Origin of the sequence: Humitalea sp. 24SJ18S-53 (assembly GCF_050632385.1) — a bacterium.
In the GTDB taxonomy this organism is placed as follows: Bacteria; Pseudomonadota; Alphaproteobacteria; order Acetobacterales; family Acetobacteraceae; genus Humitalea.
Genome location: NZ_CP192599.1, coordinates 475,860 through 489,617, shown reverse-complemented (window position 1 = coordinate 489,617; position 13,758 = coordinate 475,860). Strand labels below are relative to the sequence as shown.

The following is a 13,758-nucleotide window of genomic DNA, read 5'->3' as shown; positions in this document are numbered from 1 at the left end:
CTCAGCGCCCCTTGAAGGCCGGCTTGCGCTTTTCGAGGACCGCCATGCGGGCCTCCTTCGCATCCTCGGTCCGCGACAGGGCGACGGTGAAATTCTGCTCCATGCGATAGGCGTCCCGCTGCGGCATCAGGTCGACCATGTTCGCCGATGTCTTCGCGTAGTTGATCGCAAGCGGGCTCTTGTTCGCGATATTCGCGGCCATCTTCATCGCCGCGGGCAACAGGTCTTCGCGCGACGTCGCCTGTTCGATGATGCCGCGGCGATAGAGTTCCGCACCGGTCAGCCGGTCGCCGGTGTACATCAGCCGGCGCATGATCGACCGGCCGAAAATGGTGCGCAGCATCGCGCCGCCACCGGCCAGGCCGACATCGATTTCCGGCATGCCGAAGACCGCATCCTCGGCCGCCAGGTAGATGTCGCAGGCCGCCATCAGCCCGAGCCCCGCGCCGAGTGCCGCGCCATTCACCGCGGCGATGACGGGCTTGGCGCATTCGCGGATGGCGTTGCCGGTTTCACGCGTTACGCGGTTATGGGCGTGGAAGGCACCGACCTTGGTATTGTCCGGCCGGTCCTTGAGGTCGGCCCCGGCACAGAAGGCCTTGCCGGCGCCGGTCAGCACGGCGACGCGGATATCATCGCGTTCGGACACCGCGTCGAACACGTCGATGATGGCGTCGCGCATGGCGCGGTTCAGCGCATTCACGGGCGGGCGGTTGAGCGTGACCAGGGCGATATGGTCGGCGACCTGCAAGGTCACGATGTCGTCGGACATTTTTGTTCCTTCCCCTCGGTCCGGGCGAAAGCATTACGCTGTCCGACCGGTCAGTCGGCATGGTGGTAGACCAGCCTTTCGTGTCGTGCAATCGCATTTTGAGCGATGCGGAAGAGATTGACCGATCGGTCAGTCCCGACCTAGGTTGGCGGCAAGAACAACACTTCGAGGAGAGGTCCATGCTTCCCGTATCCCGGCGCATGCTGCTGACCGCGGCGGGGCTTGCCATGCCGGCGCTGGCCCAGGCTCAATCCGCCCGCACGATCCGCTTCGTCGTCCCCTTCGCCGCCGGCGGCCTGACCGATATCGCGACCCGCCTGATCGCCCAGCACATGGCCCAGACGCTGGACCAGACGATCGTTGTCGAAAACCGCCCCGGCGGCAACGCAATTATCGCCAGCGAAGCCGTCGCCCGCGCGCCGAAGGACGGGCTGACCGTCCTGGTCGGCGGCACCGCCGGCCTGCCGCTGAATGTCATGATGCGGCGCAACCTGCCTTATCGGCTGGAGGATTTCGCCCCCGTCGCCCTGCTGTTCGACGGGCCGCTTTCGCTGACCATCAACGCCGCCCTGCCGCCGCGCGACATCGCGGGCTTCGTCGCCTTCGCCAAGGCCAGCCCCAATCCGCTGCGCTATGCCACCAACGGCACCGGCAGCGTCAGCCAGTTGTTCGGCATGTTGATGGCCGGCGCCATGGGCATCGAACTGACCGACGTCGCCTATCGCGGCAATGGCCCCTCCACCACCGACCTCCTGGCCGGCGTCATCGAGATCAGCGTGGAGGCACCGACCACCACGATCGAACACGTCCGCACCGGCCGGCTGCGCCTGCTCGGCCTGTCCTTCGCCGAACGCGCGCCGCTGCTGCCCGAGATCCCGACCTTCAAGGAAGCCGGCTACCCCGACCTCGTGGCGGGTTTCTGGACCGCGCTGCTCTGCCCCGCCGGCACGCCGCCGGAGGTGATCGCCCGCCTGAACGACGCTGCCAACAAGGCGATGGAGAGCGAGGTGATCCACCAGCGCCTGGCCAGCGAGGCCCTGCGCGCCATCTCCGGCCCACCGGATCTGCTGAGCCGGCAGATGGCGCAGGACATGGCGCAATGGGGCCGGGTGATCCGGGAAAAGAACATCACGCTCGATTAACGGGCGGGTCAGGAGGACGCAGCATGACCACCACCAGCATCGGTCGCCGGGCGCTGGCCGGCGCCGCACTCGGCCTGTCCCTGGCGCCCCGCGCCCAGGCCCAGGGCGCCTGGCCCGACCGGCCCGTGCGCATCGTCGTCGCCTTTTCCGCGGGCGGCGAGCCGGACATCCTGGCCCGCGCCATGCAGCCGGCGATGCAGGCGGTCCTCGGCCAGCCCGTCGTCATCGACAACCGCCCCGGCGCCACGACCTTGATCGCGGCGGAACACGTGGCGCAGGCGCGACCGGATGGCTACACGCTGCTGCTGACCTCCTCCACGACCTTCGCGGTCAATCCGCATCTGTTCTCGCGGCTGCCCTATCGGCTGGATCAGTTCCGCCCGATCACGCAACTCATGCGCGCGCAACTCGCACTCTACAGCAGCCCGAAGCTGCCGGTGCGCACGGTGGCCGAGTTGATCGACTATGCGCGGGGCCGACCGAACGGCATCACCTATGCCACCACCAATCGCGGCGCCGTGGCGCATCTGGCGGGTGAGCGGATGAAGCAGTTGACCGGCCTGACCATGACCGATGTTGCCTTCCGCGGCAGTGCCGCGGCGGCGCAGGCATTGATCCGTGGCGATGTCGATATCGGCTTCGACGGCTTGGCGACCTACCTCGGCCTGCTGCGATCGGGTGAGGTGCGTGCGCTGGCGGTCACCGGGGACAAGCGCGTGGACGTCCTGCCCGACGTGCCGACCTTCGCCGAAGCCGGATTCCCGGACATGGCGCAGGGCTATTGGTACGGCTTGTTCGCGCCGGCCGGCGTGCCGGATGCCATCGCCGCGCGCATCCTGGCCGCCACCCGCGCGGGCCTGGCCGGCGATGGGCTGACGGCGCAGATGGTGGCGCAGGGTGCCACCATGGAGGGCATCGACCCCGCCGCCTTCCAGGACTTGCTGACGTCGGAAAGCGCGCGCTGGGGCGCGCTGATCCAGGGCATCGGCCTCAAGCTGGATTGAGCCCTATTGCGCCTTCAACCCGTGGAAGATCATCTCGAAATACGTGTCCGCGATCTGCGACGCGGACATGTCCTTCTCCGGCTTGTACCAGCGGTGCATCCAGTTCAGCGCGGAGAGCACCAGCCGGCCCGCCATCGGCACGTCGATCGGGCGGATTTCGCCGGCCTTGATCGCGTCCTCGATCAGGCTGCGGATCAGCCCCTCATACCGGTCGCGCCACATCATGCGTTCCCGCTGCCGCCGCTGTTCCGGGTCGTTCCAGAAGGCGCTGGTGGAGGCGAGCCAGGCCCAGCGATAGCGGTAGAAATACTCGCCTGTCGCGGTCATGAAGGCGCGGATGCGTTCCGAAGGGGTGGCGCCTTCCGGAATGCGGTCGACGACGAACTGATACAGCTCCCGCGTCGAGCCCAGCGCGATGCGGGCAAAAATCTCGTCCTTGTCGGTGAAGTGATGGTAGAGCAGCGACTTCGAAATGCCGCAGGCTTCCGCGATGTCGCGCATCGAGGTGCCGTTGTAGCCATCGGTCGCGAAGAGGCGCGCGGATTCCGACAGGATCTGCAGGATGCGTTCCGAGGAATCGCTCTCCTCCGCCATCGGCATCTTCGCCGCTGCACGCGCCATGCGGTGTCTCCTTGCATCACCAACGTTGACCGACCGGTCAGCCACCAACACTTTCGCACGGGAGAGTCCGCATGGCCATTGTGATCGAACGGGTCGGCACGACGCAGGACCGGCTTGGCGAAAGCCCGGTCTGGAGCGCGCGGGACGGGTTGCTCTACTGGGTGGATTCGCTGGCGGGCATCCTGCACCGGCTGGATCCCGCGACCGGCTTGCGTGCGGATTTTGCCGTGCCGGCCCCGGTCGGTTCCTTCGCGCTGTGCCATGACGGGGGTGCGATCCTGGCCTTGCGCGACGGGTTTTTCCGCTATGATTTTGCGGCGCGGACCTGCTCGCCGATCGCTGCGATCGGTGTCGAACACCCCGATCTGCGTTTGAACGACGGCAAGGTCGATCGGCAAGGGCGTTTCGTCGCCGGCACCATGCACATGAACCTGCCCCCCGGCGAAGCCCCACTGGGTGGACTGTACCGGCTTGCGCGGGATGGGCGCGTCACGCAACTCGCCGCCGATATCGTGACGGCGAATGGCCCGTGCTTCAGCCCGGATGGGCGCATCCTCTATCTGGCCGACAGCCCGCGCCAGGTGATCTGGCGCTTCGACTACGGCGACCAGGCGACGGGCCGTCGCGTCTTCGCCGACCTGGCGCCCCTCGGCACCGCGCCCGATGGCGCGACGGTGGATGCGGAGGGGCATCTGTGGACCGCGCTGGTGCGCAGCGGAGAGGTCGCGCGCTTCGATCCCACCGGCCGCCTGGTGCTGCGCCTGCGCATGCCCGTGACCTATCCGACCAGCCTGAGCTTCGGCGGGCCGGCGCTTGATGTGCTCTACGTGACCTCGATCTCCAAAAGCCACCGGCTGACCGCGCCGGAACCCGAGGCCGGCGGGCTCTTCGCCATCACCGGCCTCGGCGTCACCGGGATCGCGGAACCACTGGCCGCGGCCTGATCAGTCCAGCGTCAGGCCGATGCGGCGGATGATCTGGCCCCAGGTCTCGGTTTCCTCGGCGATCAGCGCGGCGAAGGCCTCGGGGGTGTTCGTCTCGATGGTCGCACCCTCATGGGTCAGGTTCTGCCATAGCTCGGCATCCTGCATCGTGGCGACGGTCGCCGCATGCAGCCGCGCCAACTCCGCCGCCGGCAGCCCGGCGGGCGCGAGCAGGCCGTACCAATGCTGATGGCCGAGGTCACGCAGCCCCGCCTCCGCGAAGGTCGGCGTATCCGGCAGCGCGCCGACGCGCGTGTCGCCGGTCACGCCGATCACCTTCACCTTCCGCTCGCGCGCCAGGCCCAGCCAGGCGGGAATCCCGTCGATCGCCAGCGGGATGTCGTTGCGCAGCACGCCTTGCTGCATGGATCCGGTGGAGCGGTAGGGCACATCCTGCAGATCGATGCCGGCGGCGATCTTCAGCGCCTCACCCGTCAGATGCGTCGAATTGCCGCGGGCGGTCACGCCATAATGCATCGGCTGCGGCGCCGCCTTGGCCAGGGCGATGACACCCGCCATGTCATTGGCCGGCAGGTCGAGGTTGGCATAGAGCGCCAAGCGCGTGCGGATCAGCAGGGTGATCGGCTGGAACTGCGCCATGCTGTAGTTGATGCGGCGAAACAGATGCGGATTGGCGGCGAAGGTCGTCGACGTGCCCATCAGCAGGGTCAGCCCGTCGGGCGCCGCGGCGGCGGCGTATTCCGTGCCCAGCATGGTCGTGGCACCGGGCCGGTTGTCCACCACCACCGGGCTGCCGAGCCGCGCCGCAAGCCCCTGCGCCAGGCGGCGCGCGAAGACGTCGGGGCCGCCGCCGGGGCCATAGGGCACGACCAGCCGCACCGGCTTGCCCTGTGCCATCGCATGCGTCGCGGTCGCGAAGATCGCCATACCGGCCATCACGCCGCGCCGGCCAAGCTGCATGGACATCGCTCTTCCTCCGATTTCTTGCAGCCTGCATAGCGGCAGACTGACCGGTCGGTCAACGTGTTGCGGCGGTCGACATCACCTCGACAAGGAAATCCAGGAAGGCGCGCGTCTTCGCCGGCAACAGCGAAGTCTGCCGGAACACCGCATAGATCCCGAGGTCGAAGCCGGTATTCGTCACGCGCGCCTCCGGCAACAGCCGCACGAGACGCCCCGACTGAAGCTCCTGCCGCACCGTATAGTCATCCAGCAGCGCGATGCCGTGGCCGGCGACGGCCATCTGGCGCAAGACCTCACCATTGTTACTGGAAAACCGGGCGGCGATCCGCAGCTCCTCCAACGCGCCTTCGGTGAGGAAGCGCCAGACCAGGTCTTCCGGCCCCAGCCAATAGCCAAGGCAGTGCTGCGCCAGCAGGTCGCGCGGAACCGTTACCGGCGGCATGCGGGCCAGGTAGCCGGGGCTCGCCACCAGCACGCGTTCGCTGCGCAGCAGGCGGCGCTGCATCAACTGCGCCTCGGGCGGCGCGCCGATGCGCAGGTCGATGTCGATCTCGTCTTCGGCCAGGCGCGCGGGATGCTCCGCCAGGCGCAGTTCGACGCGCAATTCCGGGTAGCGCGCCTGGAAGGCGGGGATCAGCGGCGCCACCACATGCATGCCGAACATCAGCCGCGAATGCACCCGCAGCGTGCCGCGCGGCGTCGCCTGCAGGGCCGTCGCGGCGGCCTCGGCCTCCGTCAGGTTCAGCAGGATGGGTTCCAGCCGCGCCAGGTATTCCCGCCCCGCATCCGTCAGCGCCAGGGTCCGGCTGGTGCGGTTCAGCAACTGGGTATTCAGCGATCCTTCCAGCGCCGCCACCTGGCGCGACACCGTGGCCGGCGACAGGCCGGCGCGGCGCCCGGCGGCCGAAAAACTGCCTTCCCGCACCGCGCTGACGAAGAGTTCCATGGCTTGCAGGCTGCGCATGTCCCCTCCTTTGCAAAAACCGCAAAGATGCTTCTTGAAGATAGCGTATTGTTGCGGGGATTGGCCATCACCTAGGCTGCCTCCATCAAGGGAAGGAACCAAGCCATGGAATTCGGCATTTTCATTCTGATGCAGCAGCGCGGCTACCATCAGACCTCGGCCGAGGTGTTGCGCAGCGCGGTGGAACAGACCGTCACCGCCGACCAGGCCGGCTTCGACACGGCCTGGTATGCCGAACACCATTTTTCCAACTACGGCCTGTGCCCATCGCCACTGATGATGATCGCGCACATGGCGGCGCTGACGAAGCGCATCCGCCTGGGCAGCGCCGTCTGCGTGCTGCCGATGTACCACCCGGCGCGACTGCTGGCGGAGGCGGGGTTCTGCGATTCCATCTCCAACGGAAGGCTCGAATTCGGCGTCGGTTCCGGCTACCAGAAATTCGAATTCGACCGGTTTGGCGTGAACATCGAGGAAGCGCCGGAAATCTTCCACGAATTCCTGGAAGTCATCCAGCTTGGCCTGAAGGAGAAAGGCTTCTTCTACGAAGGCAAGCACATCCAGCTGCCGCTGACCTCGATCAGCATGCGTTCGGTCCAGAAGCCGATGCCGCCGATCTGGCTGGCGACCGGCCACCCCGACACCCAGGCGCGCGCGATCCGCGAGGGCCACAATCTTTTCGTCACGGCCTTGCTGAGCGGCAAGGAAAAGCTGCAGCAGATGCGCGACAGCCTGTCGGCCATCGCGGCGAAGGAAGGCCGCGACATCGACGATACCAAGGTCGGCCTGCTGCGCTGCGCCTTCGCCAGCGACAATGCCGATGAGGTCACGAGCTACCTGGAGAACGCCCGCTACCAGCGCCGCATTTCAGAAGCGCTGAAGTTTCGTCGCGCCCAGTCCGACGATGGCTTCATGGTGAAGGAGGAGGAGAGCCCGAACGACCTCACCCTCGACCAGATGCGCGCCAACCTGCCGGTCGGCAGCGTGGACCAGGTGGTGGAGCGCATGGTGCAGGAAATCCGCATCCTCCGCCCCAAGCATGTCGCGATCCAGACGCAGATGGGCGACTTCGACCACAAGACCATGCTGAAGCAGATCGAACTCTGGGGCAGCCGCATCATCCCCGCGATCCGCAAGGAACTGGGCGATTCCATGCCGGCCGCCTCGGTCGCGGCCGAGTGACGTCGTGCTGATCCGGATCACCGCCGCGGGTGAGGCCGTCTTGGCGGAGGCGGAGGATTTTCGCCGCTTCTCCATCCGCTTCGACCAGGGGGCGAGAGGGCTGGAGGCGGCGCAGGGCGCGCTCGCCCGCGTGGCTCGTGCCGATGGCGACACCGCCTGGGTCGCGGAGGCGGCGCTGCGCGCCTTGGCACCGCGCGGCGGCGATCCGGACTGGGAAGCTGGGCTGGCGGGCATGATCGGCTTCGCCCGCAGCCGTGGCTGGGTGGATGACCAGGGCGGCATCCGCGCGCATATCGAAAGCGCGGGGTAACCCCCGGTCCCGGCATCTGGGCCGAACCTAGCCTGGCCGGGCCTGGAAACGGTGTGTCCGCACCAAGGGCCGAAACGCCCCGTTCAAAGCGCGACCCCCCGTTTTTCGACCACCTCCCCACCCGTCCCCAGCCGCGTGTCGATCTCGCTCAGCAGCAGCGCCAGGGTGTGGAACTGGGGCAGGACAGGTTCGGCATCGGCCAGCGCCGCCTCCGCCGCATCGCCGATGACGAAGGCCAGGATCTCCGCCCCCGTCTCCCGCGCCGTCGCCATCGCACGGCGCAGCCGCGCGGCCGAGGTGACGCCGGTCGTCACGATGACGGCGATGCGCGCGGTGCCCTGGGTCGGGCCGATGCTCGCCCCCTGCCCGTCCTCCGCCATCACGACGGCGACGGCCGCGGCGGCGGCGCGGTCCAGCCCACCGGCGACCGGCAGCAGCACGACACCGGCCCAGGGCGCCTCCTCCGTCATCACGTCCAGCACCGACAGCAGCCCGCGCGCGCTGCGCAGGGCCATCGCCGGGCCGAAACTGCCCGATGGCCGGTCGGCGCTGATCTGCGCGATCGCCGGCAGCACCATCTGGCGGATGGCGCCCGACGCCCCCTCGCGCAGGGTCGCCTCCTCGATCAGCAAATGGGCGCCGCGCGCGTCACCCGCCAGGATGCGCTGGTAGAAGCGCGCGGGCTGCGACAGCGCCTCGGTATCGCCGAGCAATATGTCGAGGAAGGCCAATTGCTGCACATGCCGCCCCAGGATGACGAGGCAGGCGGTGATCGCCGGCGCCAGGATCAGCCCGATCGGCCCCCACATCACCGCCCAGAAGGCCGATGACAGGACCAGCGCCAGCGGCGTGATCCCGGTGCTCGCGCCGATCAGCCAGGGTTCCAGCACATAGCTGATGGCGACATCGACGATCGCGAACAGCACGATGACCAGGATGACGGTCGTCCAGCCCTCGGTCGTCGCAAAGGCCATCAGCAACGGGAACAGCACCGAAATCGGCGCGCCCAGGAACGGCACGAAGCGCAGCAGGAAGCCCAGCACGCCCCACAACGGCGCGTTCGGCACCCCCAGCAGCCAAAGCCCCAACCCCATGCTGACACCGAAGGCACCGTTCATGACGACCTGCGTCAGCAGGAAGCGCCCGACCCGCTGCGTCGCATCCCCCATCGCCTGGGTGGTGCGGTGCATTTCGTGCACCCCGGCCAGGCGCAGGATCCGGTCGCGCATGTTCTCGCGCTGGATCAGCAGGAAGGCCATCAACAGCAGGGTGATCGCCACCGTCGCGGCGGGCGCCAGGACGACGTGCAGCAACCCCATGATGGCGGCCAGCGGGGTTTCCGGCGAAGCCATCACGGCGATCGTCGTGGCCGGCGCCTCGGCCGGCGCCAGGGCGGCGCTGAGCCGGCCGCCGAGCCGGACCAGCTCGGTGATCGGGCCTGATTCCTGCCCGATCACCAGCAGCTTCTCGCGCAGCACCTGTTCATAGCGCGGCAGTTCGGTCGCCAGCGCCAGCGCCTGGCCGACCACCAGCGCCAGCATCCCGCCCATCAGCCCCACGACCAGCAGCAGCACCAGCAGCACCGATGGCACCCGGGGCACGCCGCGGCGTTCCAGCGCATCGGCCACCGGCAGGGCAGCGATGGTCAACAGCAAGGCCAGCGCCAGCGGGGCCAGGATGTCGCGCCCCAGATACAGCGCGCCGACGATGCCAAAGGCCATGAGCATTCGGGCCGCCAGGCCCCGGTCCGTCTCGGGGAGTCCAGGAGCCTGGAAGGGGGCCATTGCGTTGTGATCCTTGCTTGCCAAGATGCAACGCGCGAGCGTGCCAGGCGTTTCATCCCCATCGCACGGCCATCCGGCCGAATGTGGGAGACGTGCATGGCACCTGCGCAGTTCAGAGAGACGCAATTCCGCGAGGTTGCGTCAATCGCGCCCGTCACGCCAAGCCCATCCCCCGCCGCGCGAGGCACGGCATCACCGGCCGGACAGGCCGGCACCGCCTTCACCCCCCAGAGGACACGACCGATGGATACCAACCCGAACACCTACACCGACCAGGCCCAGGCCGAGATCGCGGCGCTGCGCGCCAAAGTCGAAAAACTGATGGCCGAACGCGTGACCCCGGCCTTGGCGCATGTCGCCGAACAGGGCGCCGCGGCGGCGAACGCGGCGACCGACACCGTGCGCGACCAGGCCGCGCGCGTGGAACAGAACGTGCGCGAACACCCCTTCGCCGCACTCGGGATCGCGGCCCTGGCCGGCTTCGTCATCGCCCATCTGATGCGGCGCTGACCGTGCGCAGCCTCGACCTTCTGGGCGTCGCGGCGCAAGCCGAAACCTTGCGCTGGCGACGAGAGGCGGCCGGGGCCGCGCGACGCCTGGCTTTCGTGGCCGCCGCCTGCGCCTTTGGCGCGGCGGCGGTCGTGCTGCTGCATGTCGCGGGCTGGATCGCCCTGTCGGAGGAATATGGCCGGCTTGTCGCGGCCCTGGCCCTGGCCGGGATCGATGCCGTGCTGGCGATGCTGATGCTGCTGTTCACCCGGCGCCGGACGGATGCCGTGGCGGCGGAAGCCCTGCACGTGCGCCAATTGGCGCTGCTGCAACTGTCGCAGCGGTCCTTCGTGCAGGAAGGCCTGTCCCTGCTCGGCTGGCGGGTGCCGGCGGTCGCGGCCGGCGGCATCCTGGTGGAACAGATCCTCAAGGCGCTGCGGCGCTGACAGGCCTGCGCGCCAACCTGGCGCCGCCGGGTGCTGGACGGTGACGGAAAAAGATGGAGGATGCAGGCCAACGCCAAATGGGCCGAGGCTTGCGCCGGTTTCGTCGCATGCGACGACGGGCACGATGCGCGCCAACCCATGGCCAAGCTTCCATACCTCCATCCTCCCCCAGGGGTGCCTCCATGCCGATCTCCCGCCGCGCCGCACTCGCCCTCCCCGCCCTGGCCGCCCTGCCCCATGCCGCGCGGGCGCAGGCCCCCTGGCCGACGCGCCCGGTGCGCATCATCGTGCCCTTCGCCGCCGGTGGCAGCACCGATGTCTCGACCCGCATGCTGCTGCCAAGAATGTCGGAGGTGCTGGGCCAGCCCGTGGTGGTCGAAAACCGCGCCGGCGCCGGCGGCACCATCGGGTCTGACGTCGTCGCCAAGGCGCCGCCCGATGGCAGCACCTTCCTGATGGCGACGGTGTCCACCCAAGTGCTGGCCGTCGGGCTGTATCGCGAACGCCTGCCCTATGACCCCGTGCGCGATTTCGTGGCCGTCGCGCCGACCGTGCTGGTGCCGCTGTGCATCACCGTCCACCCGTCGCTCGGCGTGACCGATCTGCAGGGCTTCATCCGCCTGCTGAAGGCCAATCCCGGGCGCTACGCCTATGGCACCGGCGGGGCCGGCGGATCGGCCCATATCGCCGCCGTGTCCTTCCTCAATGCCGTCGGCGCGGAGATGATCCACGTGCCCTATCGCGGCAGCGCGCCGATGATGACCGACCTGGTCGCCGGCCAGGTGGTCTGCGGCTTCGACACGCCGGCGCTGATCGCGCCCTTCCACAATGACGGCCGCCTGCGCTGCCTGGCCGTCGCGACCGACGCACATTCCAGCCTGATGCCGCAAGTGCCGACGACCGCCGAAGCCGGCCTGCCCAACTACAAGGCCTATTCCTGGTATGGGCTCTTCGCCCCGGCCGGCACGCCGGAACCGATCGTCACGCGCATGAACACCGCGGTGCGAACCGCATTGCTGGAACCCGCGACCGCGCAAAAACTGGTCGAGATGGAACTGCCCCCGATCGCCGAAGGCAGCCCCGCGGACTTCGCCGCCTTCCTCCGGCGCGAACTGGACCTCTGGGTGCCACTCGTCCGCGCCAGCGGTGCGACGGCGGACTAGAAGACGCGGGGGTGGCGCCGTGGAGAGGGCTTCGCCCCCTCCACACCTCCCCCACCAAGGGGCCGTGGCCCCTTGGAACCCACGGCGTTTGGCAAAATAAAGGGAGGGGCATCAAGGCTGCGCCATTGGTGCAACGCGCTCCATGCCCCTCCCTTTATTTTGCCAATACATCGCGCCGGTCCAGGGGCGGCGGCCCCTGGTGGGGAGAGTTTGAGAGGGGCAAAGCCCCTCTCAAGGCGCAACCCGCCATTTTTCAGCGCTCCCGCCAAGCGCGCTTTCGTGGAGACTGTTCCTTGACCGCACGTGATTTCGAGTTCTTCAGCGACGGCATCAAGCTGCGTGGATTCCTGCAGTTCCCCGCCGACTTCAAGCCCGGCGAGCGGCGGCCGCTTCTGATCGTCTGTTCCGGCCGGCTCGGGCTGAAGTCGTGGATTCCGCCCCGGTGGATGCCGATCCTGCTGGAAGCCGGCTTTATCTGTGCCGCCTTCGACTATCGCAACCTCGGCAGCAGCGACGGCGTGCGCGGGCGGCTGTTCCCGGAGGAGGAGATCCGCGACGTGCGGCATGCGCTCACCTTCCTCGAACAGCAGCCGGAAATCGACGCGGCGCGCATGGGGCTGATCGGCTGGGGCCTGGGTGGCGGCATCGTCGTGTCGGTGGCGGCGCGGGATACGCGGGTGAAGGCGGTCGCTTGCGTCGGTGGCTTTGGCGATGGTGAGCGCACGGTGCGCGCGGGAGTGCCTTACGACGCTTGGCTCCGCCGCAAGGCGCAGCTCGCGGCGGATCGCGTGAAGCGCGTCATGGAGGGCGTGTCGGACATGATTTCCTATGTCGACGTCACGCATCCCGGCAAATCGCCGACGGCCGACGAATATCATGGCTTCCAGGATTCCATGAATGCCTCGCTCGGCATCACCACGGCGAAGCAGGAGGGCCTGGGCCACGGGTTGCCCGACCGCTTCACCCTGGAATCGGCCGAGGCACTGTATGAATTCAGCCCGGAGAAGGAAGCGCATCTGATCGCGCCGCGACCCTTGCTGGTCGTGCACGCCGAGGACGACGACTACTACCCGGTCGATGAGGCCCATAGCCTTTTCGCCAAGGCGGTCGAGCCAAAGACCCTGGTCATCATCAAGGATGCCGGCCACCTGGATTGGATCGAGACATCCCACCCGCTGCACCGCCCCTATGTGACGGCAACGGCGAAGTGGTTTGTCGAGGCCCTGAAGCCGGAGCCATCGCGCTTTCTCGCGTAACCGCGCCGCGACGCAACCTTCCCGCGCCCATCACGTTCTTCTCTGCAGGCCGTCCTTTCTGGCGGGCCCAACAACAGGAGATCCAGATGAGCAAGGTCAGCACGCAGCGACATCCGATCCTCGCCGCCACGCTCGCGGCGGGGTTGCTGGCGTCTTTCGGCGCCACCGCGCAGCCCGCCCCGCGCGATGGCGCGCCGGGCAACCCGCCCAGCACCGCCGTCGGCCGCGCCGTCGATCGCGCCACCGGCAGCCCGACCGTTCCCGACGGGGCGCCGGGCAATCCCCCGGGCACGGCCGTTGGCCGCGCCGTCGACCGCGCCACGGGTGGTCCCGCCACCCCGGGCACGGCGGAGGTCATGCGCACCGCGCCGGCGGGCAATACCGCTGTCACCTACCGCCCCCGCGTCAGCCAGATGATCGGCAGCAATGTATACAACGAGCGCGACGAATCGATCGGTGAGATCGAGGACGTGGTGCTCAGCCCGGCCGGCGACCGCGCCATGGCGGTGATCTCGGTCGGCGGCTTCCTCGGCATGGGGGCGCGCCTGGTGGCGCTGCCGCTGACCGAACTGGGCTGGAATGCGCAGCGTGAGCGCGTCACCCTGCCCGGCGCGACCAAGGAGCAGTTGCAGGCCCGGCCGGTCTACACCTACGAACAGATCCGCCGCGGCTAATCGCCACGCGGATTGACCATCGACGCGGCGCGGGTCATCCCGCG

Annotated in this window: 15 protein-coding genes; 10 read left to right on the top strand and 5 right to left on the bottom strand. The window is 68.4% G+C overall.

All coding sequences use genetic code 11. The features are described 5' to 3' along the window. Position 1: 1 nt before the first annotated feature. Positions 2–772, bottom strand: coding sequence for an enoyl-CoA hydratase/isomerase family protein (locus tag ACQW02_RS02315; protein WP_431283669.1), 771 nt, complete (start codon positions 770–772; stop codon positions 2–4). Positions 773–951: 179 nt separating this feature from the next. Here ACQW02_RS02315 and ACQW02_RS02310 point away from each other — a divergent pair, with 179 nt between their 5' ends. Together ACQW02_RS02310 and ACQW02_RS02305 are read left to right on the top strand one after the other, a co-directional pair. Beyond that, positions 952–1,914: a Bug family tripartite tricarboxylate transporter substrate binding protein gene (locus tag ACQW02_RS02310; RefSeq protein ID WP_431283668.1), complete on the top strand. Its 963-nt coding sequence runs from the start codon at positions 952–954 to the stop codon at positions 1,912–1,914. A 23-nt stretch (positions 1,915–1,937) separates the two neighbouring features. Next, positions 1,938–2,918: a Bug family tripartite tricarboxylate transporter substrate binding protein gene (locus ACQW02_RS02305; RefSeq protein WP_431283667.1), complete on the top strand. Its 981-nt coding sequence runs from the start codon at positions 1,938–1,940 to the stop codon at positions 2,916–2,918. 3 nt (positions 2,919–2,921) lie between these two features. Here ACQW02_RS02305 and ACQW02_RS02300 read toward each other — a convergent pair whose 3' ends face one another. Then, positions 2,922–3,539 carry a TetR/AcrR family transcriptional regulator gene (locus ACQW02_RS02300; protein WP_431283666.1) on the bottom strand — a complete coding sequence of 206 codons (618 nt, stop codon included), beginning with the start codon at positions 3,537–3,539 and terminating at the stop codon, positions 2,922–2,924. 71 nt (positions 3,540–3,610) lie between these two features. On the opposite strand from ACQW02_RS02300, the gene ACQW02_RS02295 reads away from it, so the two are divergent. Next, positions 3,611–4,483: an SMP-30/gluconolactonase/LRE family protein gene (locus tag ACQW02_RS02295; protein WP_431283665.1), complete on the top strand. Its 873-nt coding sequence runs from the start codon at positions 3,611–3,613 to the stop codon at positions 4,481–4,483. Here ACQW02_RS02295 and ACQW02_RS02290 read toward each other — a convergent pair whose 3' ends face one another. Together ACQW02_RS02290 and ACQW02_RS02285 are read right to left on the bottom strand one after the other, a co-directional pair. Then, positions 4,484–5,449 carry a Bug family tripartite tricarboxylate transporter substrate binding protein gene (locus ACQW02_RS02290; protein WP_431283664.1) on the bottom strand — a complete coding sequence of 322 codons (966 nt, stop codon included), beginning with the start codon at positions 5,447–5,449 and terminating at the stop codon, positions 4,484–4,486. A 52-nt stretch (positions 5,450–5,501) separates the two neighbouring features. After that, positions 5,502–6,410 (bottom strand): LysR family transcriptional regulator, encoded by a 909-nt coding sequence (locus ACQW02_RS02285; RefSeq protein WP_431283663.1) that lies wholly within the window; start codon positions 6,408–6,410, stop codon positions 5,502–5,504. 105 nt (positions 6,411–6,515) lie between these two features. On the opposite strand from ACQW02_RS02285, the gene ACQW02_RS02280 reads away from it, so the two are divergent. Further along, positions 6,516–7,592: an LLM class flavin-dependent oxidoreductase gene (locus ACQW02_RS02280; RefSeq protein ID WP_431283662.1), complete on the top strand. Its 1,077-nt coding sequence runs from the start codon at positions 6,516–6,518 to the stop codon at positions 7,590–7,592. Between the two features lie 4 nt (positions 7,593–7,596). Then, a complete protein-coding gene (locus ACQW02_RS02275) occupies positions 7,597–7,902 on the top strand; it encodes a hypothetical protein (RefSeq protein ID WP_431283661.1) in 306 nt (101 codons plus the stop codon). 83 nt (positions 7,903–7,985) lie between these two features. Here the strand turns inward: ACQW02_RS02275 and ACQW02_RS02270 are convergent, their stop codons facing one another. Next, positions 7,986–9,629, bottom strand: a complete 1,644-nt coding sequence (locus ACQW02_RS02270) for an AI-2E family transporter (RefSeq protein WP_431283660.1) — start codon at positions 9,627–9,629, stop codon at positions 7,986–7,988. 300 nt (positions 9,630–9,929) lie between these two features. Here ACQW02_RS02270 and ACQW02_RS02265 point away from each other — a divergent pair, with 300 nt between their 5' ends. The 5 genes from ACQW02_RS02265 (at position 9,930) to ACQW02_RS02245 (ending at position 13,714) form a co-directional block, all read left to right on the top strand. Further along, positions 9,930–10,196: a hypothetical protein gene (locus tag ACQW02_RS02265; protein ID WP_431283659.1), complete on the top strand. Its 267-nt coding sequence runs from the start codon at positions 9,930–9,932 to the stop codon at positions 10,194–10,196. 2 nt (positions 10,197–10,198) lie between these two features. Further along, positions 10,199–10,621 carry a hypothetical protein gene (locus ACQW02_RS02260; protein WP_431283658.1) on the top strand — a complete coding sequence of 141 codons (423 nt, stop codon included), beginning with the start codon at positions 10,199–10,201 and terminating at the stop codon, positions 10,619–10,621. A 182-nt stretch (positions 10,622–10,803) separates the two neighbouring features. Further along, entirely contained in the window at positions 10,804–11,784 is a 981-nt protein-coding gene (locus ACQW02_RS02255) for a Bug family tripartite tricarboxylate transporter substrate binding protein (protein ID WP_431283657.1), read from the top strand. 293 nt (positions 11,785–12,077) lie between these two features. Next, positions 12,078–13,040: an alpha/beta hydrolase gene (locus ACQW02_RS02250; protein ID WP_431283656.1), complete on the top strand. Its 963-nt coding sequence runs from the start codon at positions 12,078–12,080 to the stop codon at positions 13,038–13,040. 86 nt (positions 13,041–13,126) lie between these two features. Next, positions 13,127–13,714, top strand: coding sequence for a PRC-barrel domain-containing protein (locus ACQW02_RS02245; RefSeq protein ID WP_431283655.1), 588 nt, complete (start codon positions 13,127–13,129; stop codon positions 13,712–13,714). Positions 13,715–13,758 lie beyond the last annotated feature (44 nt).

What these genes read in the sequence shown, in the direction of transcription:
- ACQW02_RS02310 (WP_431283668.1), top strand. Translation starts at nt 952, where the DNA reads ATGCTTCCCGTATCCCGGCGCATGCTGCTGACCGCGGCGGGGCTTGCC.
- ACQW02_RS02285 (WP_431283663.1), bottom strand. Translation starts at nt 6,410, where the DNA reads ATGCGCAGCCTGCAAGCCATGGAACTCTTCGTCAGCGCGGTGCGGGAA.
- ACQW02_RS02255 (WP_431283657.1), top strand. Translation starts at nt 10,804, where the DNA reads ATGCCGATCTCCCGCCGCGCCGCACTCGCCCTCCCCGCCCTGGCCGCC.
- ACQW02_RS02265 (WP_431283659.1), top strand. Translation starts at nt 9,930, where the DNA reads ATGGATACCAACCCGAACACCTACACCGACCAGGCCCAGGCCGAGATC.
- ACQW02_RS02295 (WP_431283665.1), top strand. Translation starts at nt 3,611, where the DNA reads ATGGCCATTGTGATCGAACGGGTCGGCACGACGCAGGACCGGCTTGGC.
- ACQW02_RS02300 (WP_431283666.1), bottom strand. Translation starts at nt 3,539, where the DNA reads ATGGCGCGTGCAGCGGCGAAGATGCCGATGGCGGAGGAGAGCGATTCC.
- ACQW02_RS02270 (WP_431283660.1), bottom strand. Translation starts at nt 9,629, where the DNA reads ATGCTCATGGCCTTTGGCATCGTCGGCGCGCTGTATCTGGGGCGCGAC.
- ACQW02_RS02245 (WP_431283655.1), top strand. Translation starts at nt 13,127, where the DNA reads ATGAGCAAGGTCAGCACGCAGCGACATCCGATCCTCGCCGCCACGCTC.
- ACQW02_RS02290 (WP_431283664.1), bottom strand. Translation starts at nt 5,449, where the DNA reads ATGTCCATGCAGCTTGGCCGGCGCGGCGTGATGGCCGGTATGGCGATC.
- ACQW02_RS02315 (WP_431283669.1), bottom strand. Translation starts at nt 772, where the DNA reads ATGTCCGACGACATCGTGACCTTGCAGGTCGCCGACCATATCGCCCTG.
- ACQW02_RS02280 (WP_431283662.1), top strand. Translation starts at nt 6,516, where the DNA reads ATGGAATTCGGCATTTTCATTCTGATGCAGCAGCGCGGCTACCATCAG.
- ACQW02_RS02305 (WP_431283667.1), top strand. Translation starts at nt 1,938, where the DNA reads ATGACCACCACCAGCATCGGTCGCCGGGCGCTGGCCGGCGCCGCACTC.